Here is a 25143-nt window from a genome sequence, read left to right as displayed (position 1 = left end):
GCCCTTACAAAACTCGCTGGTCCAGTCAGACCAGTCCAAACAAAAGCCTGTTAGCGGCGGTCGCCCATGAACTGCAGCAGGAACATGAACAGGTTGATGAAGTCGAGATAGAGCGTCAGCGCGCCCATGATCGCCTTGCGGCCGGCAACGTCGGTGGCGTCGCCCTCGAAATACATCTCCTTGATCTTCTGCGTGTCATAGGCGGTGAGGCCCGAAAAGATCAGCACGCCGAGCGCCGAAACGGCGAAGGACAATGCCGACGACTGCAGGAAGATGTTGATCACCATCGCGATGATCAGGCCGAGCACACCCATCACCAGGAACGAGCCAAACGCGGTCAGATCGCGCTTGGTCGTGTAGCCGTAAAGCGACAGCGCGCCGAAAGCCGCCGCGGTGGCGAAGAAGGTCTGCGAGATGCTGGCGGTGGTGTAGACCAGGAAGATCGACGACAGCGACAGGCCGACCAAGCCGGCATAGACCCAGAACGTCGTCTGCGCGGCAGAAACGCTCATCGACTGGACGCGGAACGACAGGAACAGCACAGCGGCCAGCGGAGCCAGCATCACCACCCAGCGCAACGGCGACCCGAAGATCGCGTAGCCGAAGGAGGTCAGCATCTCGCCGCTCGGCAGCGTTGCAACCGCCGAAGCCGGATCGGTGGTGGTGGCCAGCATGATCGTGCCGACTGCGGCAAGGCCAGTGATGAGGAGGCCAAGCCCCATCAGATTGTAGACCTTGATCATGTAGGCGCGCAGGCCCTGGTCGATGGCAGCATCGACGCCGGCGCCGGGCACGGCGCGCGTCTGATAATTGCGAACGGGTTCAGCCATGGAAATCCTCATATTGCTTCTGCCCCGTCCGGTGTCAGGTCCATTTAGACCCAGGCGCCGCTGGCGGGGCTCCAGCATGCCTGCGGCGAAATATGATGGTTATTGGCGTCAAGAACAAGACCGTAACGGAGCGTAATGCTTCGTGAAGTCCCTGAAATCCGGTTTTTCGGCTTTTGAAGCCGCAACATTACGCAGAATTAATCAAAAACGGCCTCGTCAAGCCTTGCGATCAGAGATTGCGCAGCACCGGCGCTGCCTTGTGGCCAAGCACCCGCCAAGTGCCGGCGAGACCGATGCCGACCGTGACCACCAGCGCAAAGGCGATGGTTGCCACCGCCACGTCGGGCATGAAATGCGATGGCAGCGTCATGATGCGCGCGACAACGAACCACGCGGCAACCCCGCCTGCCGCCAGCGCGAAGATCGCAGTGGCGAGGCCGATCAGCATATATTCCAGTGAAAAGGCCGCGATCAGCGTTTTCCTGGTGGCGCCCAGCGTCTTCAGCACCACTGCGTCGTGGATGCGGGCCCGGTTGCCGGCGGCCAGCGCGCCGGCCAGCACCAGCACCGACGCGATCAGCGCCACGCCAGCCGCGGCCCTGATTGCCGTGCCGAGTTGCGCCACCAGCCGGTTGACGATGTCGAGCGCGTCCTTGACCCTGACTGTCGTCACCGCGGGAAAGGCCCGGGTGACCGCGTTGAGGAGACGGGCATCGTCGGCCCCCGACGCGCCCTTTTCGGTCAGCGTCGCCAGCCAGCTATGCGGCGCGCCGGCAAATGTGCTGGGCGAGAACACCATGACGAAGTTGATGCCCATCGTCTCCCACTCGACCTGGCGAAAATTGGCGATCTTCGCCGTCACGTTGCGGCCAAGCACGTTGACGGTGACCGTGTCGCCGAGTTTCAGCCCGATCTCTTTGCCTTCCTCGGCCGAAAACGACACCAGCGGCTCACCGGCATAATTGTCCGGCCACCATGTGCCTTCGGTCAGCGTCGCATTCTTCGGCAATCTGGCCTCGTAGGTCAGCCCGCGATCGCCGCGCAGCACCCAGGCCCCTTCCGCCGGGACCTTGACCTTGTCGACGTCGACGCCGTTCAGCGCCATCACCCGGCCGCGCAGCATCGGCACCTTGACCAGCGTGCCCTGCGGCGCCTCTTTGCCGACCAGCGCGGAGAACGCGTCGACATCGCTGCTCTGGATGTCGACGAAGAAGAAGTTCGGCGCCCGTTCCGGAAGGCTGCCGGAAATCTGCCGCCTGAGATTGCCATCGATCAGCGCCAGCGTCACCAGAAGCGTCAGCCCCAGCCCCAGCGACAGCACCACCGACGGCGTCAAGGCTCCCGGCCGGTGGATGTTGCCGATGGCAAGCCTGAGCACCGTCGAGCCAACGCGCGGGCTCTTTTTGGCGGCCCATTGCACCAGCGCGCCGACGACGCGCAGCACCAGGAAGGCAAGAATGGTGGCGCCGACAAAGATCGAGGCGATGCGGCGATCGTCGGAAAACAGAATGGCCAGCGCCGCCAGCAGCAGCGCGATGCCGAGCGCCGCCGCCACGTAGAGCGGGCGCGGAAAACCGCGGCCCTCAAAACCCATTTCGCGAAACAGCGCCGTCGCCGGAACGTCGCGCGCACGGCCAAGCGGCAGCAAGGCGAATGCCAGCGTCACCAGCAGCCCGAACAGCGCCGCCATGCCGAGCGCGCCGGGATAGAACCCGCCTTCCGCCGGCACCGGAATGACCGACTGGAGTGCCGCGCTCGCGGCGAACGGCATCAGCGCGCCAAGCACGAGGCCAAGCGCGATGCCGAGGGTGGCGATCATCAGGATCTGCACGAGGTAGACGGTGAAGACGAAACCGCCCGATGCGCCCAGGCTCTTGAGGGTGGCGATGACGCCGCGCTTGCCGTCGAGATAGGCGCGCACCGCATTGGCCACGCCGACGCCGCCGACCACCAGCGCCGTCAGCCCGACCAGCGTCAGGAACTGGGAGAACCGTTCGATGTTAGACGACAACGCAGGTGCTGCGTTGCTGCGCGTGCGGATGGTCCAGCCGGCCTCGGGAAAGTTCTCCCCGGCCTGCTCCTGGATCGCCTTGATACCCGCTTCGCTGGTGCCGACGGGCAGGCGGATCTTATAGGCATTTTCGACAAGGCTGCCGGGCTGAATCAGGCCGGAAGCGGCAAGCCCGTCCGTCGAGACCATCAGCCGCGGCGCAAAGCCGAAACCGTCGGATACCGCGTCCGGCTCGCTGACGAGCCTGGCGCGCAGTTCGAATGTGGCGCTGCCGAGCTTCAGCCGGTCGCCGATCCCAAGGTTCAGCCGCTCGAACAAAAGATCGGGGGCAGCGGCGCCGAAAATACCGGATCTTTCGCCGAACAATTCCTGCTTCGACAGCGCCGACTCGGTCTCCAGCGCGCCGTAGAGCGGATAGGCTCCGTCGACCGCCTTGGCCTCGACCAGTGCCTGGTCGGAACCGTCCTCGAGCCGCGCCATCGAGCGCATGTTGGCGCTGTGCGAGACCGTGCCCAGCCCGTCGAGAAAGACGTGCTCGGCTTGCGTCGCTGCGCGCTGGTTAAGCTGGAAACGAAGATCGCCGCCGAGCAGCGACTGGCCTTCGTTGGCGACACCGGCAGTAATCGCCCGGGCCACCGAATTGACGCCGCCGATCGCCGCGACGCCAAGCGCGATGCAGGCAAGGAAAATCAGGAAGCCGGACAGTCCCCCGCGCATCTCGCGCAGCGAGAAGCGGAAGGCGAGCTTCAGCGTGCGTGACCAGGCAACCCCCTCATCCGGCCGCTTCGCGGCCACCTTCTCCCCGCCGGGGAGAAGGTGGCCCGAAGGGCCGGATGAGGGGGCCTTGTCAGCCATGGCGCTACGCCGTCACTTTGAGCAACGGTGCGTCCTCGATCCGGCCCGACCGCATCGACACCTGCCGGGAGCAGCGTGCGGCGAGCGCCGGATCATGGGTGACCAGCACCAGCGTCATGCCGCGCTCGGCCGCCTTGGCGAACAGAAGATCGGCAACCTGCCGCCCGGTTGTCTGGTCGAGATTGCCGGTCGGCTCGTCGGCGATCAGGATGCGCGGCGAAGGCGCCAGCGACCGGGCGATCGCCACACGCTGCTGTTCGCCGCCGGACAATTCGCCGGGATAATGAGTGACGCGATCGCTCAACCCCACTGCCTCCAGCTCCCGCGCCGCCACCCCGAACGGATCTGCATGGCCGGCAAGTTCCAGCGGCACTGCGACATTTTCAAGCGCCGTCATGTTGGGAATGAGGTGGAAGGACTGGAAAACGATGCCAATGTTTCGCCCCCGAAACGATGCGATCTGATCTTCGCTCTTGCCGTTCAGCAATTCGCCGGCAATTCGTACCGTGCCCGAATCGACCCTTTCCAACCCAGCCAGAACCATCAGTAGCGTCGACTTTCCCGAGCCCGACGGCCCGACGATGCCGGTCGCCTCGCCACTTGCCACATCGAGGCTGACACCTCTCAGCACATGAACGGAAGACGCTCCTTCGCCGAGCGTCAGCGATACGTCTTTCAGCGCGATGACGGCTTCTGTCAAAATAAAATCGTCCTATATGGGAGAGTGGAGGCCAGAATTCGGCCTGCCGCCAACGTAATGTTCTTGGTCATATGGGGCCTGCCACATGGCTTTCAAACACCCTCTTGCCGCAGTCTTCATCCTTTTCCTCGGAATTTGCGGCGCCATTTCGTCGGCGCGCGCCGAACCCCTGGAGATTGTCGGCTTCGGCGACAGCCTGATGGCGGGTTTTGGCCTCGGACCGGACGAAGGCTTCACCCAAAAACTCGAGGCAACACTGCGCGCCAAGGGCCACGATGTGACGATCGCCAATGCCGGTGTCTCCGGCGATACGTCGAGCGGCGGCCTGTCGCGGCTCGACTGGTCAGTGCCGGACGGCACCCAGCTTGTCATCCTCGAGCTCGGCGCCAACGACATGCTGCGCGGCGTTTCTCCCGATATCACGCAAAAGAATCTGGACGCCATGCTGGCGAAGTTGAAGCAGCGCAAGATCGCCGTGCTGCTGGCCGGCATGCGTGCCGCACCCAACCTCGGCGCCGACTACCAGAACGGCTTTGACGCGATCTTTCCGAAACTGGCGGAAAAATACGGCGTCCCGCTCTATCCGTTCTTTCTCGACGGCGTCGCCGGCGAGCCCGCTTTGCAGCTCGAGGACGGCCTGCACCCGAATGCCAAGGGCATCGACCGCATGGTCGAGCGCATACTGCCGGATGTCGAAAAGGCCATTGCCGTGATTCAGGGCAACTCTTGAAGAACTGGACTTCGAGGAGGCTTCGCCTTCCCCAGGGGAAGATTTTAGGCGGGCCTGCGACCAACAAACCACTTGCCCCGCTCGATTATCGATGATTCGCTAGGGACAAGAGTTCGATTCGAGGACAGGAGGCTTGCCATGCCGCGTCTTTTCACCGCCCTCGAAATACCGCGTGATGCCGCCCTTTCGCTGTCCCTGCTCCGGGGCGGCCTGCCCGGGGCCCGCTGGATCGACGTCGAGAACTACCACATGACGCTGCGCTTCATCGGCGATGTCGAGGGCCATGTCGCCGACGAGATCGCCAACGCGCTCGATCGTGTCCACCGCCCGTCCTTCCCGCTGACGCTGTCCGGCGTCGGCGCCTTCGGCCAGAAGAAACCGCACGCGGTGTGGGCCGGCGTTTCCGCCTCGCCCGATCTTTCGGCCCTGCAAGGCGAAATCGAGCGCATCTGCCAGCGCCTCGGCATCCCTGCCGATCCGCGCAAGTTCATGCCGCATGTAACGCTGGCCCGCTTACGCAATTCGAGCCCGCTCGACGTCGCCCAGTATCTGTCGGCACGCGGCAACTTTTCGACGCTGCCCTTCCGCGTCGGCCGCTTCGTCCTGATGTCGTCGCGCGATTCGGTCGGCGGCGGACCCTACATCGTCGAGGAGGCCTGGCCGCTGTCGGGCGCCGACAGCCGCGCCTCGAGCCGCGTCGCCAGCGCCTCCGACGCTTCGCGGATCATGCGGTAGACCGAGGCGAACGCCTCCGGCCCCTCGCGATAAGGGTCCGGCACGTCGCTCAACCTTCCCTGCGCAAACTCCAGGAACAGATGGACACGGTCGCGCATGGCGGCAGGCACCAGCGCTTTCAAATCCCGGAGATTTGACCGGTCCATCGCGAGAATGAGGTCGAACTGCAAAAAATCGTCCGGCGTCAGCTTGCGCGCCCTCTGTGTGGAAATATCGATGCCGTGCCGCTCTGCAATCGACACCGAGCGCGGGTCGGGTGCCGAGCCGGCTTCCCAGTCGCTGGTTCCGGCCGAATCGAGCAGGATATCGCGATCGAGGCCACGCTCCGCCAGGACGGCGCGCAACACGCCCTCCGCCAGTGGCGATCGGCAAATATTGCCGAGACAGACGAAAAGAATGGATTTTATCGGCTTTGCACTCATCGATCCGGCACTATGCTGAAGACTGCAAATCCAGATAGCACGGGAAACGAACATGGCGAGAGAGAAACTGAGCAAGGCGGCGGTCGCCGAGGCGCTGGCCGGTCTCGATGGCTGGTCGCTGGCCAAGGACGGCGGCTCGATCGCGCGCAGCTTCACCTTCAACAACTTCTCCGAAGCCTTCGCCTTCATGACCCGCGTCGCCCTGGCGGCGGAGAAGATGGACCACCACCCCGACTGGTCGAACGTCTACAAGACCGTGAACGTGACGCTCAACACCCATGATGCCGGCGGCCTGACCGCGCTCGATTTCGAACTGGCCAAGACGATGAACCGCTATTTCGATTAGGTCGTTGGAGATCTGACGACGCCGTAGCCCCTAGCTCCGCCCAGGATGACGACGGGAGGGGCGTTTCCGCTAACCTCCAAAGCGGGCGATTGCCAGCCACTTGCAGGCCAGCATCACCTGATTTTCAGGCCGGGAACGGCCGAGCTCTTGTAGTGGACGGGCGCTTTCACCACATTCCCCGCTGGCAGGCGCGCGTGGAACGACGAGCGCAGCCTCGTTAGGAGAGGTTGATGGCGCAAAAATCCAGTTTTGATTTCTTCGGCTTTGGCGGCAAGCCGGGCGACGCGCGCGAAGTGCGCGAGAACTTCTGGCGCACGGCCAAGAAGGCTGCCCGGCAAATCCCGTTCATGGAAGAGCTGGTCGCCGCCTATTACTGCGCCATGGACAAGAACACGCCGCTGCGCGCCAAGGGCATCTTGCTGGCGGCCCTCGGCTATTTCGTGCTGCCGACGGACGTCATCCCCGACTTCGTCTTCGGGCTGGGCTTTACCGACGACATCGCCGTGCTGACCGCCGCGATCACTGCCGTCAAAGCCCACATCACCCCCGCGCACCGGCTCGCCGCCAGGCAGGCGATAGCCGACAACAGCTGAGCCGGCGATAAGGCAGAAAAGTCAAACTCTTGCCGCTTTCGTGGCCTCCAAGTCGCGACAGGGACGTTGCAACTGCCGCTTTTCGAGCGACGGGCGCAAGGATGGCGGCGGTTTCCTGGGGTGGAAGTCCTTTTCCCAAGGAAAGTTCACCGTTTGGTAACCCAGATTAAATCAAAATGAAGCGACGGGCAGGACGCCGAGCCGGCCTGCGTCCGCACCATTTGGAATACGGGAAAAGCGATGCGCGGATTGATTGCTACAATTTCGAGCCTGGCACTGGTGGCCATGACAGCGCCGGTGTTGGCGCAGTCGGCGACCAAGATCGGCCAGCACAATGCCTGGGGCACTTACAGCTACCAGGCGTCGGGCGGCAAGGTTTGCTATGTGCTGACCGTGCCGACCGACAAGCAGCCGCCGACGCTTGATCACGGCGACATGTTCTTCTTCGTCAGCCAGCGGCCGGGACAGCAGGTGTCCTATGAGCCGCAATTCATCGCCGGCTACAATTTCCAGGAAAACTCCAAGGCCACCGTCACCATCGACGGCAAGAGCTTTTCCATGTTCACCCGCGGCAAGTCGGCCTGGGTCGAGAACGCCGCCGAGGAGCCGGTGCTGATCGCCGCGATGAAGTCCGGCAGCGACATGAAGGTGCAGGCGAAGTCCGGCCGCGGCAACACCACCACCTATGTGTTTTCGCTGAAAGGCATCTCGGCGGCGCTGTCGTCTATCGCCAAGTGCAAATAGCCATAGGCCGAGTTTGAGTAAGGGCCGGGCCGCAAGCCCGGCTTTTTGCTTTTGAAGCGCCGCCGGCCGGCACATTGCGGCGAGCCTTGCACCGCCGCCACCCATGACTCCGCCACCAACCTGTGCTATGCGCCGCGCTTCATTTCGGGCACGATGCTGTAATCGGCCGCAAATCGCTTATATTGGCGCAACAATGACCCTTTCATTTGATCTCACCACTGACGGCGCTCGTGACGCGTTGCGCGCCCGCGCCATGCCGGCCGAAAAGCCGTCGCTGATCGGCCTGACCCGCGGCGAGCTCGGCGCTGCCCTCGTTGCATCCGGCACCGTGCCGGAGCGCCAGGCCAAGATGCGCGCCCAGCAGCTCTGGCACTGGATGTATGTGCGCGGCGTCTCCGACTTCGCCGGCATGTTCAACATCTCCAAGGATTTGCGCGCCGAGCTCGATAAGCACTTCACCGTCGCCAGGCCCGAGATCGTCGAGGAGCAGATTTCCTCCGACGGCACGCGCAAATGGCTGTTTCGCTTTCCGCCGCGCGGCGCCGGCCGGCCGGTCGAGATCGAGACCGTCTACATTCCCGAAGAAGGCCGCGGCACGCTGTGCATCTCCTCGCAGGTCGGTTGCACGCTGACCTGCTCCTTCTGCCACACCGGCACGCAAAAGCTGGTGCGCAACCTGACAGCGGAAGAAATCCTCGCTCAGCTTCTGACCGCCCGCGACCGGCTCGGCGATTTCCCGGACCGCGACACGCCCGACGGCGCCATCGTGCCGGCCGAGGGCCGGAAAGTGTCCAACGTCGTCATGATGGGCATGGGCGAGCCGCTCTACAATTTTGAGGCGGTGAAGAAGGCGCTGCTGATCGCGTCCGACGGCGACGGGCTGTCGCTGTCGAAGCGCCGCATCACGCTGTCGACCTCCGGCGTCGTGCCGGAGATCTTCCGCACCGGCGAGGAGATCGGCGTCATGCTGGCGATCTCGCTGCATGCCACCAATGACGATCTGCGCGACCTGTTGGTGCCGATCAACAAGAAGTATCCGTTGAAAGAGCTGATCGCCGCCTGCCGCGCCTATCCCGGCCTGTCGAACGCCCGCCGCATCACCTTCGAATATGTGATGCTGAAGGACGTCAACGATTCGATCGAGGATGCCAAAGGATTGATCAAGCTGCTCAAGGGCATTCCGGCCAAGATCAACCTGATCCCGTTCAACCCGTGGCCGGGCACCAACTACCAGTGCTCGGACTGGGAGACGATCGAGAAGTTCGCCGACTACATCAACAATGCCGGCTATGCCTCGCCGATCCGCACGCCGCGCGGCCGCGATATCCTCGCCGCCTGCGGCCAGCTCAAGTCGGACTCGGAGCGCATGCGCAAGGTCGACCGGCTGGCGCTGGAAGCGATGATGATCGCGGGGCACGGCGAGGCGTGAATCGTCTTGTTGCCTGGTTCGGCCGCGTCGCATTCATATCTTTGGGTTATGTCATTGCCGTCCTGGTTGCGGTCGCCGCCACCTTCTTCGTGTTGCTGCTCCCGACCGCCCTGCCGGATGGCGGCGCCTGGGGATCGTTTTACCGCAGCGTCCGCGGTGTGGGCTTTGTTTACCAATCCGTGCTCATGACTACTTTCCTGACGGCGCTGCCCGGTTTTCTGCTCACGCTGCTTGTCGCCCGTGGACAAGGCTGGAACCGCTGGCTGCCATTTGCGTGCGCTGGCGCCCTGAACGCCATCCTCGCGCTTCTGGTCTTAAGCGCCTGGACACAAACGACCCCGTTGAACATATCCGCTGCGCTACTCCCGCCCTGTCTACCCGGTGGATTCTCCGGCGGTTATGCCTACTGGGCAGTTACCGGGCGTTTCCTTATCAAACAAAGGGGAGCAGTTTCGGCATGAACCGTCTCTTTGCCTACCTCATCCGCTTCGCCGTCATCCTGATCGGCTATGTCGTCGCCTCGCTGGCTGCCAGCGCCTTCCTCAACGTCATGTTTCTGGCGTCGCTTGGGCTGATGACGGAGCAGACGCAGCCAGCGGCGCAGGCCTCGCTGTGGTTTTCCATCCCCTTCGTCGCGCTGTTCATCGCCTATTTCGCCTTCATGCCGGCGGCGGTCGCCATCCTCGTCTCCGAAATCCTGGGACGGCGTGATTGGCTGTTCTACGCGCTGGCAGGCGCGGTGGTCGCGGCGGTCTTCCTCGGCTTCGCTTACCAGACCGCCGATGCCAATTTCGAGATCACCGATCCGCGCGTCGCCGCTGCCGTGATCGGCTGCGGCATGGTCGGCGGCATTTTCTACTGGCTGAGCGCCGGGCGCTCGGCCGGGAGCTGGCGGCAAGCCGGAAGGTCCGCGCCTACTTCGCCTGGGCGGTCAGGATCTTGAGCGCGAAGGCCGAGAACACCCCGGCGAACAGATAGTCGACGACGCGTGTGACGCGCGGGCTGGTCTTCATCGCCGCCGAGAATTTTTCCGCTGCAAACACCATCGGCGCCGTTACTGGGATCGACAGCACGACGAACATCGCGCCGAGGAAGAACAGTTTTCCAGGCGCGTTCGGCTCGTGTGCGGAGACGAACTGCGGCAGGAAAGTCATAAAGAACAGGATGATCTTCGGGTTGAGCAGATTGACGCCAAGCCCCGCCGCCCAGGCGCGGAACAGCGAAATCTCAGGCCCGCTCTTCCTCTCGGGCGAAAACGCCGATCCCTTGGTGATCGCCTGCCACGCCAGGAAGACGAGATAGCCAGCGCCGAACATCTTGAGCGCGAGAAAGGCCGCCGGCGAGGCGACGATCAGCGCCGAGACGCCGACCACCACCAGCGTGGTGTGGATCAGCGTGCCGCACAGCGCGCCGGCCATCGAGGCAAAGCCCGTGGCGCGGCCATGGCTCAGCGTGCGCGAGACGAACAGCGTCATGTCAGGCCCGGGCGTGATCGCCAGGATCACGGTGGCGATGGCGAACTGGATCAGCGTCGTGGTGTCGGGAACGAAGGACATGGGCGGGCCCCTGGACAAGGAAGGCGCAGCCTATAGCGCAGGTGTCAAGTCGGCGCCAGCTTCTGGCCGGCGCAGGGTCTGGTCCAGCCGGGCCGAAACATCGATGTCGGCACCGTTGGTAGTTCACGAAAGCCCAGGCGACATCCGATCTCCCCCCTTGCGGGGGAGATCGGCAGCTTCACCGACGGCCTGAACACCGTTCGTCTCTTGCGCAGCCTGGAAAGCCCGTGATACCTCGCCCGCCGAGAACTCCTGTCGCGGAACCGCCCAAAATGTCAAAAGCAAAAGCCGTCAAGAAAGTCGTGCTCGCCTATTCCGGCGGCCTCGACACCTCGATCATCCTGAAATGGCTACAGACCGAGCTCGGCGCCGAAGTCGTCACCTTCACCGCCGACCTCGGCCAGGGCGGCGAGCTGGAGCCGGCGCGGCGCAAGGCCGAGATGATGGGCATCAAGGACATCCGTATCATGGATGTTCGCGAGGAGTTCGTTTCCGACTTCGTTTTCCCGATGTTCCGCGCCAATGCCGTCTATGAAGGCACCTATTTGCTCGGCACCTCGATCGCCCGCCCGCTGATCTCCAAGCACCTCGTCGAGATCGCCAACGAGACCGGCGCTGATGCGATCGCCCACGGCGCCACCGGCAAGGGCAACGATCAGGTCCGCTTCGAGCTCGCGGCCTATGCGCTCAACCCTGACATCAAGGTCATCGCGCCATGGCGCGATTGGTCGTTCAAATCGCGCACCGACCTGATCAACTTCGCCGAGCAGCACCAGATTCCGGTGCCGAAGGACAAGAAGGGCGATGCGCCGTTTTCGGTCGACGCCAACCTGCTGCACTCGTCTTCCGAGGGCAAGGTGCTGGAAGACCCGTGGACCGAGCCGCCGGAATTCGTCCACCAGCGCACCATCTCGCCGATGGACGCGCCGGACGAGGTCACCGAGATCGAAATCGAATTCCTGAAGGGCGATCCGATCGCGCTCAACGGCAAGAAACTGTCGCCGGCGACGATGCTGGCGGCGCTCAACGATCTCGGCCGCGACAACGGCATCGGCCGGCTCGACCTGGTCGAGAACCGTTTCGTCGGCATGAAATCGCGCGGCGTCTACGAGACCCCCGGCGGCACCATCCTTATCGCCGCCCACCGGGCGATCGAATCGATCACGCTCGACCGCGGCGCCGCCCACCTCAAGGACGAGTTCATGCCGCGCTATGCCGAGCTGATCTACAATGGCTTCTGGTTTGCGCCTGAGCGCCTGATGCTGCAGGCGATGATCGACAAGAGCCAGGAAGATGTCGAAGGCACGGTGCGGCTGAAGCTCTACAAGGGCAACGTCATCGTCACCGGCCGCAAGTCGAAGAAGACGCTCTATTCCGATGCGCTGGTCACCTTCGAGGACGATCGTGGCGCCTACGACCAGAAGGACGCCGAAGGGTTCATCCGCCTCAACGCGCTGAGGCTAAGGACGCTGGCGGCGCGTAGTCGAAAAAGCTAGCCAGTTCCTCTGTACAGAGGGATTTGGCTCTCTGACTGAGCCTTAAAGGGACTGTGGCGGCCGGCCTGCAGCCGAAAGGCACATCTTCAGCTCAACATTGCCTGAGGAATATGCGATGGAAACCATGCGAAAACTGATCTCCACCGGCTCGCCCTTCGAGAAGGCCGCCGGTTATTCGCGCGCCGTGGTGCAGGGCGACTGGTGTTTCGTTTCCGGAACGACCGGCTACGACTATGCGACCATGTCGATACCCGAGACGGTCGAGGCGCAGACGCGCAATTGCCTGGCGACGATCGCCAAGGCGTTGCAGGACGGCGGCTTCGAGATGGCCGATGTGGTGCGGGCGCATTACTACGTCACCGATGCGGCTTTCGTGGACATCGTCTTTCCGATCCTCGGCGAAGCCTTTGGCGACATCAGGCCGGCGGCGACGATGATCGTCTGCCAGCTCAACAAGCCGGAAATGAAGATCGAGATCGAGGTGACGGCACTCAAGCGCACGGCCTGAGCGCGGCGGTGCGGGGCGCCAAGGATCGCCAAAGATGCTCTGAACCAAAAGCTTGCGCATAGGCCGCTTGGCGTTTAGCAAGGCCGCGGCTCACGACAGCGCCGCGCGTCCTTTTGGACGCGCAAAGGACGCTGTAGAATTTTGTTTCTGCGCATGATCCTTTCCGAAATCGATTTCGATTTCGGGGTCATGCGCCACAATTAGGACGGTTCTGATGGCTTCGAAAAATCTTCTCCTGCTCGCCGGCGACGGCATCGGCCCCGAGGCCATGGCCGAGGTGAAGAAGCTGATATCAGCCATGAACGACAAGCTCGGCAGTGGTTTCGTCACCGATGAGGGGCTCGTCGGCGGCTGCGCCTATGACGCGCATGGGGCGGCGATTTCCGATGCCGACATGGCCAAGGCGAAGGCCGCCGACGCGGTGCTGTTCGGCGCCGTCGGCGGGCCGAAATGGGATGCGGTGCCCTATGAAGTGCGCCCGGAAGCCGGGTTGCTGCGGCTGCGCAAGGATATGGAGCTGTTCGCCAATCTCAGGCCGGCCATCTGCTATCCAGCGCTGGCGGCGTCCTCCTCGCTCAAGCAGGACGTGGTCGAGGGTCTCGACATTCTAATCGTGCGCGAGCTCACCGGCGGCGTCTATTTCGGCGAGCCGAAGCAGATCATCGATCTCGGCAACGGCCAGAAGCGCGGCATCGACACGCAGGTCTACGACACGTTCGAGATCGAGCGCATTTCCGGCGTCGCCTTCGAGCTGGCGCGGACACGCAAGAACCACGTCACCTCGATGGAAAAGCGCAATGTGATGAAATCAGGCGTTTTGTGGAACGAGGTCGTCACCCAGACCCACAAGGCGCGCTATGCAGACGTCAAGCTCGATCACATGCTGGCCGACGCCGGCGGCATGCAGCTGGTGCGCTGGCCCAAGCAGTTCGACGTCATCGTCACCGACAATCTGTTCGGCGACATGCTGTCCGACATCGCCGCCATGCTGACCGGCTCGATCGGCATGCTGCCTTCGGCGTCGCTCGGCGCGCCGGATGCCAAGACGAAAAAGCGCAAGGCGCTCTACGAGCCGGTGCATGGCTCGGCGCCCGACATATCAGGCAAGGGCATCGCCAATCCGATCGCCATGATCGCCTCCTTCGCCATGTGCATGCGCTATTCCTTCGGCATGGTAACCGAAGCAGACCGTCTGGAAAGCGCCATCGCCGCCGTGCTCGACGACGGCCTGCGCACCAGGGATATTCATTCGCCAGGCATGACCGAGGTCGGCACCACCGAGATGGGCGACGCGATCATCGCAAAGTTCCTGGGCTGATCTATGGCGGTCGGCGTCCGCTGGCGACGGCCGGGGATGCGGCGACACTCGCCACCATGCTGTGCGAGATGGCGGTGCATTACCGGCAGCGCCGATCGATGCCGACCGGGCTCTGTCTGCCTCGCAGAAATGGCTTGACCAGGAAAGCCCGCCTATCCGCATTTCGCACTCGCCTTCGCCGAGGGCGAGATTTGCGGGCTTGCGTCGGTTGCGATCGCACATCCCGGCATCGATCTCGACGGCTGCTGTTCCTCAAGGATCTGTTCGTGCGGGAAAACGTCCGCAATGCCGGTGTCGGTCGGGCGCTGATTGCGTTCCTCGCCGGCCATTGTCTGCGTGAAGGCATCGGCCGCATCGACCTGACCACCGAGGACTGGAACGAAGGTGCGCTGCGCTTCTGTGACGGGCTGGGTGCCGAGCGGCACGGCCAGAAAGTATTTCTCAGGCTGTCGGGCGAAACGCTGAAGGCGATCGCGATTAAATCCTGACGCCCGCCGGCACCGGCCCCCAAGGGTTTTCGCCGACCTTGGATGGGATAAGCCCAAGGGCCAACACACCCAGCGTGTTGAAGCCGGGAACGAAGTACAGCAAAACGAACCAGCCGCTCAGGCCGATGTCGTGCAGGCGTCGTACCATAAGGGCAAACCACGGCAAGACAGTCAGAAGCAGGAACACGAAGGCTGGCGCATAACCCAAAGCTCCAAATTCCAGGTCGCCTACGATAGCTGTGATCGCTGCATCGATGAGAACGCCGAACGCAAAAAGCGCGAAGAACACGATCAGCGTGAACAGAAAAAAGCCCCAAAATTCCTTGCGGCGGGCACGGCCGGTGAAGCTGACAAGTCTCACTTTGAATGCGCGCCAGAAATACGTCCATAATCCGGTGGTGGATTGGGCAGGTTCAACGCCACGGGGAATGAGGTTGCGGGATTCGGCAGCGCTTGGCCTTCCTGCAATGACGGCGCGCGCAGTCCCATCGTCCGGCTGAAACTCGACGGGCGCGCCTCTGACCAACGCCACGCCGGGACTCAGATCCTCATGCCCGACGATGTAACGCTTGCCGTCGGCTCCATTGATGTATCCAAAACCCTGATCCTGGTCATAATGATACACCGTGCCGCGCATTGCCTTGCCCCAAATGCTGTGCCGTTTTGCACTATCAGTAGTTGTATGTAATTGCAAGATGCACGTTTTAGGTTAGACGCCGGCCGGCGCCGGGCCCCACTGGTTTTCACGGGCCTGCGACGGGATCAGCGCGAAGACCAGGACGATCAGCCCGCCGATGGTCGGGATGAGCACCACGAGAAAAAGCCAGCCGGTCAAGCCGATGTCATGCAGGCGCCGCACATTCAGTCCGATCCATGGCGGGATTGTCGCCAGCACAAACGCGCCGCAAAGGCCGACCGTCACTGCCGGCAAGTCGTCAATATTGCCCATGGCGTCGTCGATGAAGAGGCCGATGCCGACGACCACGGTCAGCGCGATCGTCCAGAACAGGAAATAACCCCAATATTCCTTGCGGCGGGCACGTCCGGCGAAATTGAAGTAATTTTCAGTCAGACCTCGCCAGAAGTAGCTCCACAGGCCGGTGGCGGGACCATTTTCAGCGAAACGGCCGAAATGTTGCGGCTTAGGCGCTTCAGGCGCGTTGCCGGTCCGAGAGGGCGCGGCCGCAGCAGCAGGAGCACCGGCCGCAGCCGTCAGGGCGTTAATCGAAAAGACATCGCGCGCATGCCCGCCACCCGGCTGGAACTCAACGAGCGCGCCCTTGGCCACCGACGTCTCGCGGCGCAGACTCTCGCGCGCGAAGCTGTAGCGGTTGCCGTCCGCTCCGGTGATGAAACCGAAGCCTTGGGTCTCGTCATAGTGAAGAACCTCGCCGCGCATGCTTGCCCACCCCCATTCGCGTCTCGCCCAGACTGTCTAGAGTTGCGGCGGATCGCAAGGGGTGTCTGCGAAATGCAGTGCATCGACCTGTGTCACGACAATGCGGTGGTGGAGAACTTTGCGGGAGGCGTCGGCGGGACAGCGCCCCCTCTGTCCTGCCGGACAGAGGGGGGCGCGAAGGATCGCCGACGCTACGGTCTTCTTCCTGTTACCGCATAGATCCCAGGGTCTCTGCTATAGAAAGGAACTGTCGACGTTCGCGTCGTATCGGCCTGACGGAATCACCGTGTCGAGGACCTAACCCGGCCGCTTCTTCGCTTTCTTGTGTTTCGGCGATCCGCTGGTCTCGAACTTCGGCTTGCCCGGCTTCTTCGCCCAGGGTTTTGCCTCGAGCGCGGCATCGCGCTGTCCGGCCGGCGCCGCGCGCTTCTCGAATTTGGGCGCGTTCTGGTCGAATGCCCGCTTGCCACGATGCGGTTTCTTGTCCGGCCGTGGTTCCTGATAGCCGGCCCGCGACAGGTCGGGCATGCCGTCCAGCCGCTTCACCGCGATGTTGTTCTGCAGCTTGCGATCCGGGCCGATCGCCTGGAGAAACCGGTCGGCCCAGTCGGCCGCGATCTGCACGAAGGTTTCCTCCGGTTGCATCTTGATGGCGCCGATCTCGCGCTTGCTGATGCCGCCTGTCCGGCACAGCATCGGGATCAGCCAGCGCGGCTCGGCATTCTGCCGGCGCCCCACCGACAGCGAGAACCAGACGCTGTCGCCGAAATCGTCGCGGCGGCTTGGCGCCTCGTCCCTGCGCGCAAACTTGTCACCCGACGGCGTGAACGGAGCGACGTCCAAAAGATCCTCGGGCGCCGAGCGGCTGGAGCGGCAGAGACGCACGAAGGCCGCCGCCACCAGTTCGGCGCCACGTTGGTCGAGAAGCGCATTGACGAAGCCGCGCTCGTCGTCCGACACGGGCTCGGTGAAAACCGGGTCGGCGAGGATGCGCTCGTCGTCGCGGCGCAGGACGTCGTCGGCTGAAGGCGGGCTTGCCCATGTCGCCGCAAGGCCGGCACTTTGCAGCAGGCGTTCGGTGCGCCTGCGGGCACTGTTGGGCACGATCAGCGCGCTGACGCCTTTGCGTCCCGCCCGCCCCGTCCGCCCGCTTCGGTGCAGCAGCGTCTCCGGGTTGGTCGGCAGGTCGGCGTGGATCACCAGTTCGAGGTTGGGCAGATCGATGCCGCGCGCCGCCACGTCGGTGGCGATGCAGACTTTTGCGCGGCCGTCGCGCATCGCCTGCAGCGCGTGGCTGCGCTCGTTCTGGCTCAGCTCGCCCGAAAGCGCCACGACGGAAAAGTTGCGGTTGTTGAAGCGCGCGGTCAGGTGATTGACGGCAGCGCGCGTGTTGCAGAACACCAGTGCGTTCTTCGCCTCGTAATAGCGCAGCACGTTGATGATGGCGTTTTCCCGGTCGGCCTGGGCCACGCTCAGCGCCCGGTATTCGATGTCGAGATGCTGCTTCTCCTCGCCGGAGGCCGAGATGCGCACCGCATCGCGCTGGTAGCCCTTGGCCAGCGTGGCGATGGAGCGCGGCACGGTGGCCGAAAACATCAGCGTGCGGCGCTCGGCTGGGGCAGCGTCGAGAATGAATTCGAGATCCTCGCGAAAGCCGAGATCGAGCATCTCGTCGGCTTCGTCGAGCACCACTGCCTTCAGCGCCGACATGTCGAGCGAATGCCGAGTGATGTGGTCGCGCAGTCGGCCAGGCGTGCCGACGACGATGTGGGCACCGCGTTCCAGCGTGCGCCGCTCGGTGCGCATGTCCATGCCGCCAACGCAGGACGCTATCGCTGCGCCGGTCAGTTCGTAGAGCCATTCCAGCTCGCGCGTCACCTGCAGGGCCAGTTCCCGCGTCGGCGCGACAGCCAGCGCCAGCGGCGCCGCGGCATGCGAAAAGCGTTCGGCGCCATCCAGAAGGGTCGGCGCCAGAGCCAGCCCGAAGGCGACGGTCTTGCCGGAGCCGGTCTGCGCCGAAACCAGCGCATCGGCCTGCCCGAGATCGAGAACCGCCTCCTGCACCGGCGTCAGCTCGACATAGCCGCGGTTTTCCAGCGCCTTTGCCAGCGCGGGGACAATAGCTTCGAAATTGGACATATGCTTCTTTCGGAATTCAAGGTCTGTGCTCATCGGAGCGCATGCCGGGGCCGGCGCAGCGCCAGCCAAACAATCTTGGCCGTTCGTACTTCGCGCGACCATCATTGTACAGGGTGCGCAAAAAACCGCGATCAATTGTCAATGTCGGCGCTGCCCCTCATCTGCCTGCCGGCATCTTCTCCCCGAGAAGAACGGGGAGAAAGGGCTTAGCCGCAACGCCGGCGACCCCTCTCCCCGTTTTTCACGGGGAGAGGGTAAGGGTGAGGGGCAGCGCAAACGCCCAAAAAGGGGCAGGCTATTCAACCTCGCGATTGCGTTGCCGCCTCGCTCGTCGCGATTGACTCTTTACGCAAACCGCGTAAAAGCCGGCACCGAACGGGATAGTTTCGATGCGCGGCCTTTTGATGGCGCTTCTTGCATTCGACCTCCCCGGCCGCAATGCAAACCATTGGGCCGGGCGCGTCGGCGCGTCTCCTCGTTCCAGCAAAACTACGGCTAAAACGACCACTAAAACGGTCTGAGTTCCCTTGGCCTAACCACCCTCTCCCGGGTCCGGCCCGGGGGTTGAAACCCGCATCGGCCGGCGGGTTTTCTCCAAAAACCGAGCGGAGAGGACAGGAGATTTCGATGAGTTTCAAGGTTGCAATCGTCGGCGCCACGGGCAATGTGGGCCGGGAAATGCTCAACATACTGGAAGAGCGCGGCTTTCCGGTGAGCGAGGTGGTGGCGCTGGCCTCGCGGCGCAGCCAGGGCACGGAAGTGTCGTTCGGCGACCGCACGCTGAAGGTCAGGACGCTCGACCAATATGATTTTTCCGACACCGACATCTGCATCATGTCGGCCGGCGGCAATGTCTCGAAGGAATGGTCGCCAAAGATCGGCAAGCAGGGCTGCGTCGTCATCGATAATTCGTCGGCCTTCCGCTATGACCAGGACGTGCCGCTGATCGTGCCGGAAGTGAACCCGGACGCGATTTCGCTGTTCACGCGCAAGAACATCATCGCGAACCCGAATTGCTCGACGGCGCAGCTCGTCGTGGCGCTGAAGCCGCTGCACGACTTCGCCACCATCAAGCGCGTCGTCGTCGCCACCTATCAATCGGTATCCGGCGCCGGCAAGGAAGGCATGGACGAGCTGTTCACGCAGACACGCGCGGTTTTCGTCGCCGACCAGGTCGACGTCAAGAAGTTCACCAAGCGCATCGCCTTCAACGTCATCCCGCACATCGACGTCTTCCTCGACGACGGCTTCACCAAGGAAGAGTGGAAGATGGTGGCCGAAACCAAAAAGATGCTCGACCCCAAGATCAAGCTGACGGCGACCTGCGTGCGCGTGCCGGTGTTCATCGGCCATTCGGAAGCGGTCAACATCGAGTTCGAAAAGCCGATAACCGCAGACGAGGCACGTGAGATTCTGCGCGAGGCGCCAGGCTGTCAGGTTCTCGACAAGCGCGAGGACGGCGGCTACATCACGCCGCTGGATTCGGCCGGCGAGGATGCCACCTTCATCTCGCGCATTCGCGAAGATTCGACCATCGACAATGGCCTGTCGATGTGGATCGTCTCCGACAATCTGCGCAAGGGCGCCGCACTCAACGCGGTGCAGATCGCCGAATTGCTGATCGAGCGCGGACTGATCCAGCCGAAGAAGAAGGCGGCTTAGTTTTCGCTCACGGGCCGTATCGCCGCTGCCGCGGCGGGCCCTCCGCGGGGGCGCCGGACAGCCGGCGGCCCGCGGACGCGGGCTCGGCCTTCGGCCGGATAGCTCCCTTCTCCCAGCTCACGGGGGAAAGGTAGTCACCCCCCGATTCTCCTCCGCCAGCCTCCGCAGCACATCTATCGCCTCCTCCGCCCGGTCGGCCGGGACGAACAAATGGTCGTGATAGAAGGCCGAGACCGGATTGACGCCGATTTCGGCGGCGGCCAGACGCGTGGTGATGGCGGCGAGGAAGCCTACCGCCTCCAGCGACGAATGGATGTTCAGCGTCACCATCCGGCAGCGGAAGACGGTTTCCAGGCCAGCGGCCTTGGCTTTCTCTTCAAGCGCGATCACCGTCGTGCCCTCGCGCTCGCGAAACAGCATCACCGGCTCGAGGCTGTCTGGCATGGGCGCATCGGGCGGCAGTTTGGCGAAGACATGGATGCCGGGTCGCAATTCCGGCGCCATCGTCGCCAGCAGTTTTTTCAGATCGGTCTCGCCGGCCATCGATTTGCTCCCGAGTGTCTTGCGGATTTTCGATAATTTACTTTGCCCCAAACCGGCAAGACGACATCGCCATGTCGCTGGCGGCCGGGCTTGTTCGTGTACTGCATCGCACAATGTAACCGATTCAGGACCATTGTCGGTCCGTGAAAGGGGTTTCGATGATCGTTCGCCCGCGGCCGGGATTCTTGCATCTGTTCTTCATCATGCGCGGCTCGGTGGTGCCGCGCATCCTGCCGCAAATCTTCGGCTTCGGCGTCTATGGCGCGCTGGTGGTGCTGGCGGTCAGGGCGCTGAAGCTCGATTTCGGCAATGCCGGCCCCGCGCCGTTCGCCTTGCTCGGTGTGGCGCTGTCGATCTATCTCGGCTTCCGCAACAATGCCGCCTATGACCGCTGGTGGGAGGCGCGCAAGCTGTGGGGCCAGCTTGTCTTCGACATCCGCAATCTGGCACGTGCCAGTACCGGGCTGATCGAAAACCGGGCGGAACTGCGTGGCTTCTTGATGGAGGCGATCGCCTTCTGCCACTTCCTGCGCGGCCTGCTCAGGCGGGTGGACGCCACGTCGGATGCACGCGCGTTCATCGGCGACGAAGCCGAAAAAGCCGCCAGCGCGGCCAACCCGCCCGACGCCATGGTGCGGCGGATGGGCGAGCGAGCCGCCGCGCTGTACAAGTCCGGGGCGATCGACGTCATGGGCTATCGCATCCTCGACGAGCGCCTGGCTGAAATCGCCGCAGCGCAGGCCGGCTGCGAGCGCATCATGGGAACACCGCTTCCGTTTGCCTACACGCTGCTCCTGCAGCGCACCGCCTATATCTTCTGCCTGCTGCTGCCGTTTGGGCTCGCTTCGACGGCCGGCTGGGCGACGCCGCTGTTCACCGCGCTGATCGCCTACACCTTCTTCGGCCTCGACGCGCTTTCGGAAGAACTGGAGGACCCGTTCGGCACCGAGGCCAACGATCTCGCCCTCGACGGCCTTTGCCGCGTCTGTGAAATCTCGGTGTTCGAGGCGCTCGGCGAGGCGCCGCCGAAAATGATCCCCGCCGAAAAGTTCTATTTTTCCTAGGGTTTGTTCCCGCGCCCATCGCAGCACCGCGCGCCCAAAAACCAGAGGCGTGTCGGATCGCCATCTCACGCCGCGTCCTTGGTTCGGGTCCTGGCTAAGAGGATCAGTGCTCAAAACAGCCGAAGGGAACATCAATGACCATTTCTCCAACAGCATCCGTCACGCCGCGCGCGCTGTGGACCGGCCGCGGGCTCAGCGCCCTCATCGTGCTGTTCATGATCTTCGACGGCGTCATCAAGCTGCCGCCGCTCGATATCGTCACCCAGACCATGGTTGAGCTCGGCTGGCCGGCCGATCCCAACGTCTCGCGCATGCTCGGCGTCATCGGGCTGGTCTCGACCGCGCTCTATGCGGTGCCGCGCACCTCGGTGCTCGGCGCCATCCTGCTCACCGCCTATCTCGGCGGCGCGATCGCGACCCATATACGTATCGGCAGCCCGCTATTCTCGCACACACTGTTCGGCGTCTATCTCGGCGTCATCCTGTGGGGCGGCCTTTTCCTGCGCGATCCCAGGGTGCGCGCGCTGATCCCTTTCACGCGTTAAGCGGCGGTCTCGAAAGCCGTTCTATGGCGGTCGCGCCACCAGAGAGGGCGCTTTCTGCCGCTGCCCTTCTTCGTTGCCTTTGGATCAAATCGCCCGGTTGCGAGTTAGGAGATGTGGCGGTGAGGACGGAAAAACCCCGTTTTGGGAGGAACGACAATGAAGAAACTGGTAGTCCTGATGGTATTGGCAACCTCGCTCGCAGCCTGCTCCCGGACAGAACAGGGCGCTGCGGTCGGTGGCCTGGGCGGCGCTGCGGTCGGTGCTGCAGTGGCCGATGACGCAGTTGGAGGTGCGCTGGTCGGTGGTGCTGTCGGCGCCGTCGCCGGCGCACTGATCGGTCGTGCCACGGAAAGCGGCCAGTGCCGCTATCGCGGTCGCAATGGGCGTGTCTACATCGCCCGCTGCCCGGAAGGCTATTGATCGGGCCACGTCATAAATCGGACGAAACAGCAAAACGGCGGACAAAAGCGCCCGCCGTTTCGTAGGGGATAGAAAGCGAATTATTCGGCGGTCGCGGCTTCCGCCTCGGCCGGCGCGGCTGCCGCGGCGGCAACAGCGGCGGCTGCGTCTTCCTGAGCCTTCTTCAGAAGTGCGGCGCGTTCCTGCGCCTTCTTGCCGGGCTCGGCCTTCTTCGGGTTGGAGCGGGCCTCTCGCTTGGCAATGCCGGCCTCGTCGAGGAAGCGCAGCACGCGGTCAGTCGGCTGGGCGCCGTGCTCGAGCCAATGCTTGACGCGGTCGGCGTCGACCTTGACGCGCTCGCCGTCCTTGGGGAGCAGCGGGTTCCACGAGCCGAGCGACTCAATGAAACGGCCGTCGCGCGGCGAACGGGCGTCGGCGACGACGACGTGGTAATAGGGACGCTTCTTCGAGCCCGCACGGGCCAGTCGGATTTTCAGTGGCATTTCTTTTCTCCTAAAACTCTTATTTTCGTTGATCGGGGTTTATGATTGTTGTCAGCCGGTTTTCGTAACGCCGTTTGATGCGGCGATCTGCTCGTGATGCCGGATCACTTCGCGGACGACGAAGTTCAGGAACTTCTCCGCGAAATCCGGGTCGAGATGGGCGTCCTTCGCCAGTTGGCGAAGGCGGGCGATCTGCTGCTGCTCCCGCGCCGGATCGGCCGGCGGCAGGCCATGCGACGCCTTCAGCACGCCGACCGCCTTGGTGCAGCGGAAACGCTCGGCCAGCATGTGGATGAGCGCCGCGTCGATGTTGTCGATCGAGGCGCGGTAGTCGACCAGCGCCGCACGTGCGTCGGCCATGTCCTTTTCTTCGTTCATGGCGCCCTCACTTCTTCTTGCCGAGTCCGGGCAGCCCGCCACCGCCCAAACCAGGAAGCTTCATGCCGCCGGGCAGCCCGGGCAGGCCGCCACCACTGGGAAGGCCGCCGGGAAGGCCCTTCATGCCGCCGAGACCGGCTGCCTGCGCCTGCTTCTGCAAGGCTTCGAGCTGCTTGGGATCCATCTTGGACAGGTCCGGCATGCCGCCGCCCATCATGCCGCCCGGGCCGCCCATACCCCCTGGCATCATGCCGCCGAGGCCCATCTTCTGCGCCAGGCCGCCCATCATGCCGCGCATCAGGCCACCACCTTTGCCCTTGCCGCCCATCGCCTTCATCATGTCGGCCATGCCGCGGTGCATCTTCAGGAGCTTGTTGATTTCGGCCGCATCGGTGCCGGAGCCGGCGGCGATGCGCTTCTTGCGCGAGTGCTTCAGAATGTCGGGGTTGGCGCGCTCGGCCTTGGTCATCGACGAGATGATGGCGAGCTGGCGGCCGAACATCTTGTCGTCGAGACCGGCGGCGGCCATCTGGTCCTTCATCTTGCCCATGCCCGGCATCATGCCCATGATGCCGCCCATGCCACCCATCTTCGACATCTGCTGAAGCTGGCCGGCAAGGTCGTTCAGGTCGAACTTGCCCGACTGCATCTTCTTGGCCATCGCCGCCGCCTGTTCGGCGTCGATGTTTTCGGCAGCCTTTTCGACGAGGCTGATGATGTCGCCCATGCCGAGGATGCGGTCGGCGATGCGCTTGGGATGGAATTCCTCCAGCCCGTCCATTTTCTCGCCGGTGCCGATCAGCTTGATCGGCTTGCCGGTGACGGCGCGCATGGAAAGTGCTGCACCACCACGGCCGTCGCCATCCATGCGGGTCAGCACCAGTCCGGTGATGCCGACGCGCTCATCGAAGCTTTTCGCCAGATTGACGGCGTCTTGGCCGGTCAGCGAATCGGCGACCAAAAGGATTTCGTGCGGCGACGACACCTTCTTGATGTCGGCCATCTCGACCATCAGCGGCTCATCGATATGGGTGCGGCCGGCGGTGTCGAGGATCACGATGTCATGGCCGCCGAGCTTTGCCGCCTGCACGGCGCGGCGGGCGATGTCGACCGGCGTCTGGCCCTCGACGATCGGCAGCGTGGCGACCTTGACCTGCTCGCCGAGCTGACGGAGCTGCTCCTGCGCGGCGGGACGCCGCGTGTCGAGCGAGGCCATCAGGACCTTCTTGTTCTGACGCTCGTTGAGGCGCTTGGCGATCTTGGCCGATGTCGTCGTCTTGCCGGAGCCCTGCAGGCCAACCATCATGATGACGACCGGAGCCGGTGCGTTGAGGTCGATGGCGACGCCCTCGGCGCCCAGCATCTCGACCAGCTCGTCATGAACGATCTTGACGACCATCTGGCCGGGCTTGATCGACTTCACCACGGCGGCGCCGACGGCCTTCTCGCGCACTTTGTCGGTGAAGGAACGCACTACTTCCAGTGCCACGTCTGCCTCGAGCAGCGCACGGCGCACCTCGCGCAGCGCCGCCGAGACATCGGCCTCGGACAGGGCACCGCGGCCGGTGAGGCCGTTCAGGATCGAGCCAAGACGTTCCTGTAGCGATTCAAACATTCTTTTTCCTTTTCCCTGGCACCCCGATGATGCCCGAGAGGTAATGCGTTCGCGCCCAGTGTCCAAACAGTCCGAGCAAAAGTCCAAAGCCAAAAAGCACCCGGGGGCGCACAGCGCTGCCGGATGTTGGCCTCC

Annotated in this window: 28 protein-coding genes; 16 read left to right on the top strand and 12 right to left on the bottom strand. The window is 63.6% G+C overall.

Annotation, left to right across the window (positions count from 1 at the left end; genetic code table 11):
* Nucleotides 1-50 precede the first annotated feature (50 nt).
* The 3 genes from EJ075_RS10630 to EJ075_RS10620 form a co-directional block, all read right to left on the bottom strand.
* Nucleotides 51-830 (bottom strand): Bax inhibitor-1/YccA family protein, encoded by a 780-nt coding sequence (locus EJ075_RS10630; RefSeq protein ID WP_126104330.1) that lies wholly within the window; start codon nt 828-830, stop codon nt 51-53.
* Between the two features lie 229 nt (nt 831-1059).
* Nucleotides 1060-3558 (bottom strand): ABC transporter permease, encoded by a 2499-nt coding sequence (locus EJ075_RS10625; RefSeq protein WP_126107302.1) that lies wholly within the window; start codon nt 3556-3558, stop codon nt 1060-1062.
* 142 nt (nt 3559-3700) lie between these two features.
* Nucleotides 3701-4396 carry an ABC transporter ATP-binding protein gene (locus EJ075_RS10620; protein ID WP_126104329.1) on the bottom strand — a complete coding sequence of 232 codons (696 nt, stop codon included), beginning with the start codon at nt 4394-4396 and terminating at the stop codon, nt 3701-3703.
* An 85-nt stretch (nt 4397-4481) separates the two neighbouring features.
* Here EJ075_RS10620 and EJ075_RS10615 point away from each other — a divergent pair, with 85 nt between their 5' ends.
* Nucleotides 4482-5126 carry an arylesterase gene (locus tag EJ075_RS10615; RefSeq protein WP_126104328.1) on the top strand — a complete coding sequence of 215 codons (645 nt, stop codon included), beginning with the start codon at nt 4482-4484 and terminating at the stop codon, nt 5124-5126.
* A 138-nt stretch (nt 5127-5264) separates the two neighbouring features.
* On the top strand, nt 5265-5861 hold the full coding sequence (gene thpR / locus EJ075_RS10610; RefSeq protein WP_126104327.1) for an RNA 2',3'-cyclic phosphodiesterase: 597 nt from the start codon (nt 5265-5267) through the stop codon (nt 5859-5861).
* On the opposite strand, the gene EJ075_RS10605 is transcribed toward thpR, so the two are convergent.
* Complete coding sequence (locus tag EJ075_RS10605) at nt 5765-6283, bottom strand: low molecular weight protein-tyrosine-phosphatase (RefSeq protein WP_126104326.1); 519 nt, start codon at nt 6281-6283, stop codon at nt 5765-5767. The genes thpR and EJ075_RS10605 overlap by 97 nt on opposite strands.
* 52 nt (nt 6284-6335) lie before the next feature.
* On the opposite strand from EJ075_RS10605, the gene EJ075_RS10600 reads away from it, so the two are divergent.
* The 6 genes from EJ075_RS10600 to EJ075_RS10575 all read left to right on the top strand — a co-directional run bounded on the left by EJ075_RS10600 (nt 6336) and on the right by EJ075_RS10575 (nt 10338).
* Nucleotides 6336-6629 (top strand): 4a-hydroxytetrahydrobiopterin dehydratase, encoded by a 294-nt coding sequence (locus tag EJ075_RS10600; RefSeq protein WP_095484863.1) that lies wholly within the window; start codon nt 6336-6338, stop codon nt 6627-6629.
* Between the two features lie 230 nt (nt 6630-6859).
* Nucleotides 6860-7222 carry a YkvA family protein gene (locus tag EJ075_RS10595; protein ID WP_095484862.1) on the top strand — a complete coding sequence of 121 codons (363 nt, stop codon included), beginning with the start codon at nt 6860-6862 and terminating at the stop codon, nt 7220-7222.
* A gap of 240 nt (nt 7223-7462) precedes the next feature.
* Nucleotides 7463-7966: an invasion associated locus B family protein gene (locus tag EJ075_RS10590; RefSeq protein WP_095484861.1), complete on the top strand. Its 504-nt coding sequence runs from the start codon at nt 7463-7465 to the stop codon at nt 7964-7966.
* 193 nt (nt 7967-8159) lie between these two features.
* The gene (gene rlmN / locus EJ075_RS10585) at nt 8160-9395 is read left to right on the top strand and encodes a 23S rRNA (adenine(2503)-C(2))-methyltransferase RlmN (RefSeq protein ID WP_126104325.1); all 1236 of its coding nucleotides are present in this window, start codon (nt 8160-8162) and stop codon (nt 9393-9395) included.
* Nucleotides 9392-9856 carry a hypothetical protein gene (locus tag EJ075_RS10580; RefSeq protein ID WP_126104324.1) on the top strand — a complete coding sequence of 155 codons (465 nt, stop codon included), beginning with the start codon at nt 9392-9394 and terminating at the stop codon, nt 9854-9856. Before rlmN ends, EJ075_RS10580 begins: the two co-directional genes overlap by 4 nt.
* The gene (locus EJ075_RS10575) at nt 9853-10338 is read left to right on the top strand and encodes a hypothetical protein (protein ID WP_126104323.1); all 486 of its coding nucleotides are present in this window, start codon (nt 9853-9855) and stop codon (nt 10336-10338) included. Before EJ075_RS10580 ends, EJ075_RS10575 begins: the two co-directional genes overlap by 4 nt.
* Here the strand turns inward: EJ075_RS10575 and EJ075_RS10570 are convergent.
* Entirely contained in the window at nt 10310-10951 is a 642-nt protein-coding gene (locus EJ075_RS10570) for a LysE family translocator (RefSeq protein ID WP_126104322.1), read from the bottom strand. The two genes, EJ075_RS10575 and EJ075_RS10570, sit on opposite strands and share 29 nt — an antisense overlap.
* A 272-nt stretch (nt 10952-11223) precedes the next feature.
* Here EJ075_RS10570 and EJ075_RS10565 point away from each other — a divergent pair, with 272 nt between their 5' ends.
* The 4 genes from EJ075_RS10565 to EJ075_RS33515 all read left to right on the top strand — a co-directional run bounded on the left by EJ075_RS10565 (nt 11224) and on the right by EJ075_RS33515 (nt 14761).
* Complete coding sequence (locus tag EJ075_RS10565) at nt 11224-12447, top strand: argininosuccinate synthase (protein WP_126104321.1); 1224 nt, start codon at nt 11224-11226, stop codon at nt 12445-12447.
* A gap of 124 nt (nt 12448-12571) precedes the next feature.
* A complete protein-coding gene (locus EJ075_RS10560) occupies nt 12572-12955 on the top strand; it encodes a RidA family protein (protein ID WP_126107301.1) in 384 nt (127 codons plus the stop codon).
* A gap of 214 nt (nt 12956-13169) precedes the next feature.
* Nucleotides 13170-14273 carry a 3-isopropylmalate dehydrogenase gene (leuB, locus tag EJ075_RS10555; RefSeq protein ID WP_126104320.1) on the top strand — a complete coding sequence of 368 codons (1104 nt, stop codon included), beginning with the start codon at nt 13170-13172 and terminating at the stop codon, nt 14271-14273.
* 266 nt (nt 14274-14539) lie between these two features.
* The gene (locus EJ075_RS33515; protein WP_245458135.1) at nt 14540-14761 is read left to right on the top strand and encodes a GNAT family N-acetyltransferase; all 222 of its coding nucleotides are present in this window, start codon (nt 14540-14542) and stop codon (nt 14759-14761) included.
* Here the strand turns inward: EJ075_RS33515 and EJ075_RS10545 are convergent.
* The 3 genes from EJ075_RS10545 to EJ075_RS10535 all read right to left on the bottom strand — a co-directional run bounded on the left by EJ075_RS10545 (nt 14751) and on the right by EJ075_RS10535 (nt 18299).
* Nucleotides 14751-15398, bottom strand: coding sequence for a DUF805 domain-containing protein (locus EJ075_RS10545; protein ID WP_126104319.1), 648 nt, complete (start codon nt 15396-15398; stop codon nt 14751-14753). The genes EJ075_RS33515 and EJ075_RS10545 overlap by 11 nt on opposite strands.
* A 72-nt stretch (nt 15399-15470) precedes the next feature.
* Nucleotides 15471-16160 carry a DUF805 domain-containing protein gene (locus EJ075_RS10540; protein WP_126104318.1) on the bottom strand — a complete coding sequence of 230 codons (690 nt, stop codon included), beginning with the start codon at nt 16158-16160 and terminating at the stop codon, nt 15471-15473.
* Nucleotides 16161-16457: 297 nt separating this feature from the next.
* Nucleotides 16458-18299 (bottom strand): DEAD/DEAH box helicase, encoded by a 1842-nt coding sequence (locus EJ075_RS10535; protein WP_126104317.1) that lies wholly within the window; start codon nt 18297-18299, stop codon nt 16458-16460.
* A gap of 627 nt (nt 18300-18926) precedes the next feature.
* Here EJ075_RS10535 and EJ075_RS10530 point away from each other — a divergent pair.
* Nucleotides 18927-19961, top strand: coding sequence for an aspartate-semialdehyde dehydrogenase (locus EJ075_RS10530; protein WP_095484850.1), 1035 nt, complete (start codon nt 18927-18929; stop codon nt 19959-19961).
* A 117-nt stretch (nt 19962-20078) separates the two neighbouring features.
* On the opposite strand, the gene EJ075_RS10525 is transcribed toward EJ075_RS10530, so the two are convergent.
* Nucleotides 20079-20504, bottom strand: a complete 426-nt coding sequence (locus tag EJ075_RS10525; protein WP_095484849.1) for an ACT domain-containing protein — start codon at nt 20502-20504, stop codon at nt 20079-20081.
* Between the two features lie 158 nt (nt 20505-20662).
* Between EJ075_RS10525 and EJ075_RS10520 the strand changes: the two genes are divergently transcribed.
* The 3 genes from EJ075_RS10520 (at nt 20663) to EJ075_RS10510 (ending at nt 22533) form a co-directional block, all read left to right on the top strand.
* Entirely contained in the window at nt 20663-21568 is a 906-nt protein-coding gene (locus EJ075_RS10520; RefSeq protein ID WP_095484848.1) for a bestrophin family ion channel, read from the top strand.
* Nucleotides 21569-21702: 134 nt separating this feature from the next.
* Entirely contained in the window at nt 21703-22113 is a 411-nt protein-coding gene (locus EJ075_RS10515) for a DoxX family protein (protein ID WP_095484847.1), read from the top strand.
* 156 nt (nt 22114-22269) lie between these two features.
* Nucleotides 22270-22533 (top strand): glycine zipper domain-containing protein, encoded by a 264-nt coding sequence (locus EJ075_RS10510; RefSeq protein ID WP_095484846.1) that lies wholly within the window; start codon nt 22270-22272, stop codon nt 22531-22533.
* A gap of 80 nt (nt 22534-22613) precedes the next feature.
* Here the strand turns inward: EJ075_RS10510 and rpsP are convergent, their stop codons facing one another.
* Genes rpsP through ffh form a run of 3 tightly spaced genes read right to left on the bottom strand, consistent with a single transcriptional unit; the run spans nt 22614 to nt 25008 of the window.
* Entirely contained in the window at nt 22614-23015 is a 402-nt protein-coding gene (gene rpsP, locus EJ075_RS10505; RefSeq protein WP_095484845.1) for a 30S ribosomal protein S16, read from the bottom strand.
* Between the two features lie 51 nt (nt 23016-23066).
* Nucleotides 23067-23393 carry a chorismate mutase gene (locus EJ075_RS10500; RefSeq protein ID WP_095484844.1) on the bottom strand — a complete coding sequence of 109 codons (327 nt, stop codon included), beginning with the start codon at nt 23391-23393 and terminating at the stop codon, nt 23067-23069.
* Nucleotides 23394-23400: 7 nt separating this feature from the next.
* On the bottom strand, nt 23401-25008 hold the full coding sequence (ffh, locus tag EJ075_RS10495) for a signal recognition particle protein (RefSeq protein WP_126104316.1): 1608 nt from the start codon (nt 25006-25008) through the stop codon (nt 23401-23403).
* Nucleotides 25009-25143: the final 135 nt, after the last annotated feature.

The sequence above is a fragment of the Mesorhizobium sp. M6A.T.Cr.TU.016.01.1.1 genome, from assembly GCF_003952585.1.
GTDB lineage: Bacteria > Pseudomonadota > Alphaproteobacteria > Rhizobiales > Rhizobiaceae > Mesorhizobium > Mesorhizobium mediterraneum.
The sequence above is the reverse complement of the archived record's forward strand: the minus strand, read 5'-3'. Positions and strand labels throughout refer to the sequence as shown.

What these genes read in the sequence shown, in the direction of transcription:
- EJ075_RS10600 (WP_095484863.1), top strand. Translation starts at nt 6,336, where the DNA reads ATGGCGAGAGAGAAACTGAGCAAGGCGGCGGTCGCCGAGGCGCTGGCC.
- EJ075_RS10590 (WP_095484861.1), top strand. Translation starts at nt 7,463, where the DNA reads ATGCGCGGATTGATTGCTACAATTTCGAGCCTGGCACTGGTGGCCATG.
- thpR (WP_126104327.1), top strand. Translation starts at nt 5,265, where the DNA reads ATGCCGCGTCTTTTCACCGCCCTCGAAATACCGCGTGATGCCGCCCTT.
- EJ075_RS10595 (WP_095484862.1), top strand. Translation starts at nt 6,860, where the DNA reads ATGGCGCAAAAATCCAGTTTTGATTTCTTCGGCTTTGGCGGCAAGCCG.
- EJ075_RS10525 (WP_095484849.1), bottom strand. Translation starts at nt 20,504, where the DNA reads ATGGCCGGCGAGACCGATCTGAAAAAACTGCTGGCGACGATGGCGCCG.
- EJ075_RS10615 (WP_126104328.1), top strand. Translation starts at nt 4,482, where the DNA reads ATGGCTTTCAAACACCCTCTTGCCGCAGTCTTCATCCTTTTCCTCGGA.
- EJ075_RS10515 (WP_095484847.1), top strand. Translation starts at nt 21,703, where the DNA reads ATGACCATTTCTCCAACAGCATCCGTCACGCCGCGCGCGCTGTGGACC.
- rlmN (WP_126104325.1), top strand. Translation starts at nt 8,160, where the DNA reads ATGACCCTTTCATTTGATCTCACCACTGACGGCGCTCGTGACGCGTTG.
- EJ075_RS10545 (WP_126104319.1), bottom strand. Translation starts at nt 15,398, where the DNA reads ATGCGCGGCACGGTGTATCATTATGACCAGGATCAGGGTTTTGGATAC.
- EJ075_RS10540 (WP_126104318.1), bottom strand. Translation starts at nt 16,160, where the DNA reads ATGCGCGGCGAGGTTCTTCACTATGACGAGACCCAAGGCTTCGGTTTC.
- EJ075_RS10625 (WP_126107302.1), bottom strand. Translation starts at nt 3,558, where the DNA reads ATGCGCGGGGGACTGTCCGGCTTCCTGATTTTCCTTGCCTGCATCGCG.
- EJ075_RS10570 (WP_126104322.1), bottom strand. Translation starts at nt 10,951, where the DNA reads ATGTCCTTCGTTCCCGACACCACGACGCTGATCCAGTTCGCCATCGCC.
- EJ075_RS10500 (WP_095484844.1), bottom strand. Translation starts at nt 23,393, where the DNA reads ATGAACGAAGAAAAGGACATGGCCGACGCACGTGCGGCGCTGGTCGAC.
- leuB (WP_126104320.1), top strand. Translation starts at nt 13,170, where the DNA reads ATGGCTTCGAAAAATCTTCTCCTGCTCGCCGGCGACGGCATCGGCCCC.
- rpsP (WP_095484845.1), bottom strand. Translation starts at nt 23,015, where the DNA reads ATGCCACTGAAAATCCGACTGGCCCGTGCGGGCTCGAAGAAGCGTCCC.
- EJ075_RS10560 (WP_126107301.1), top strand. Translation starts at nt 12,572, where the DNA reads ATGCGAAAACTGATCTCCACCGGCTCGCCCTTCGAGAAGGCCGCCGGT.
- EJ075_RS10565 (WP_126104321.1), top strand. Translation starts at nt 11,224, where the DNA reads ATGTCAAAAGCAAAAGCCGTCAAGAAAGTCGTGCTCGCCTATTCCGGC.
- EJ075_RS10630 (WP_126104330.1), bottom strand. Translation starts at nt 830, where the DNA reads ATGGCTGAACCCGTTCGCAATTATCAGACGCGCGCCGTGCCCGGCGCC.
- EJ075_RS10535 (WP_126104317.1), bottom strand. Translation starts at nt 18,299, where the DNA reads ATGTCCAATTTCGAAGCTATTGTCCCCGCGCTGGCAAAGGCGCTGGAA.
- EJ075_RS10510 (WP_095484846.1), top strand. Translation starts at nt 22,270, where the DNA reads ATGAAGAAACTGGTAGTCCTGATGGTATTGGCAACCTCGCTCGCAGCC.
- EJ075_RS10530 (WP_095484850.1), top strand. Translation starts at nt 18,927, where the DNA reads ATGAGTTTCAAGGTTGCAATCGTCGGCGCCACGGGCAATGTGGGCCGG.
- ffh (WP_126104316.1), bottom strand. Translation starts at nt 25,008, where the DNA reads ATGTTTGAATCGCTACAGGAACGTCTTGGCTCGATCCTGAACGGCCTC.
- EJ075_RS10575 (WP_126104323.1), top strand. Translation starts at nt 9,853, where the DNA reads ATGAACCGTCTCTTTGCCTACCTCATCCGCTTCGCCGTCATCCTGATC.
- EJ075_RS10605 (WP_126104326.1), bottom strand. Translation starts at nt 6,283, where the DNA reads ATGAGTGCAAAGCCGATAAAATCCATTCTTTTCGTCTGTCTCGGCAAT.
- EJ075_RS10520 (WP_095484848.1), top strand. Translation starts at nt 20,663, where the DNA reads ATGATCGTTCGCCCGCGGCCGGGATTCTTGCATCTGTTCTTCATCATG.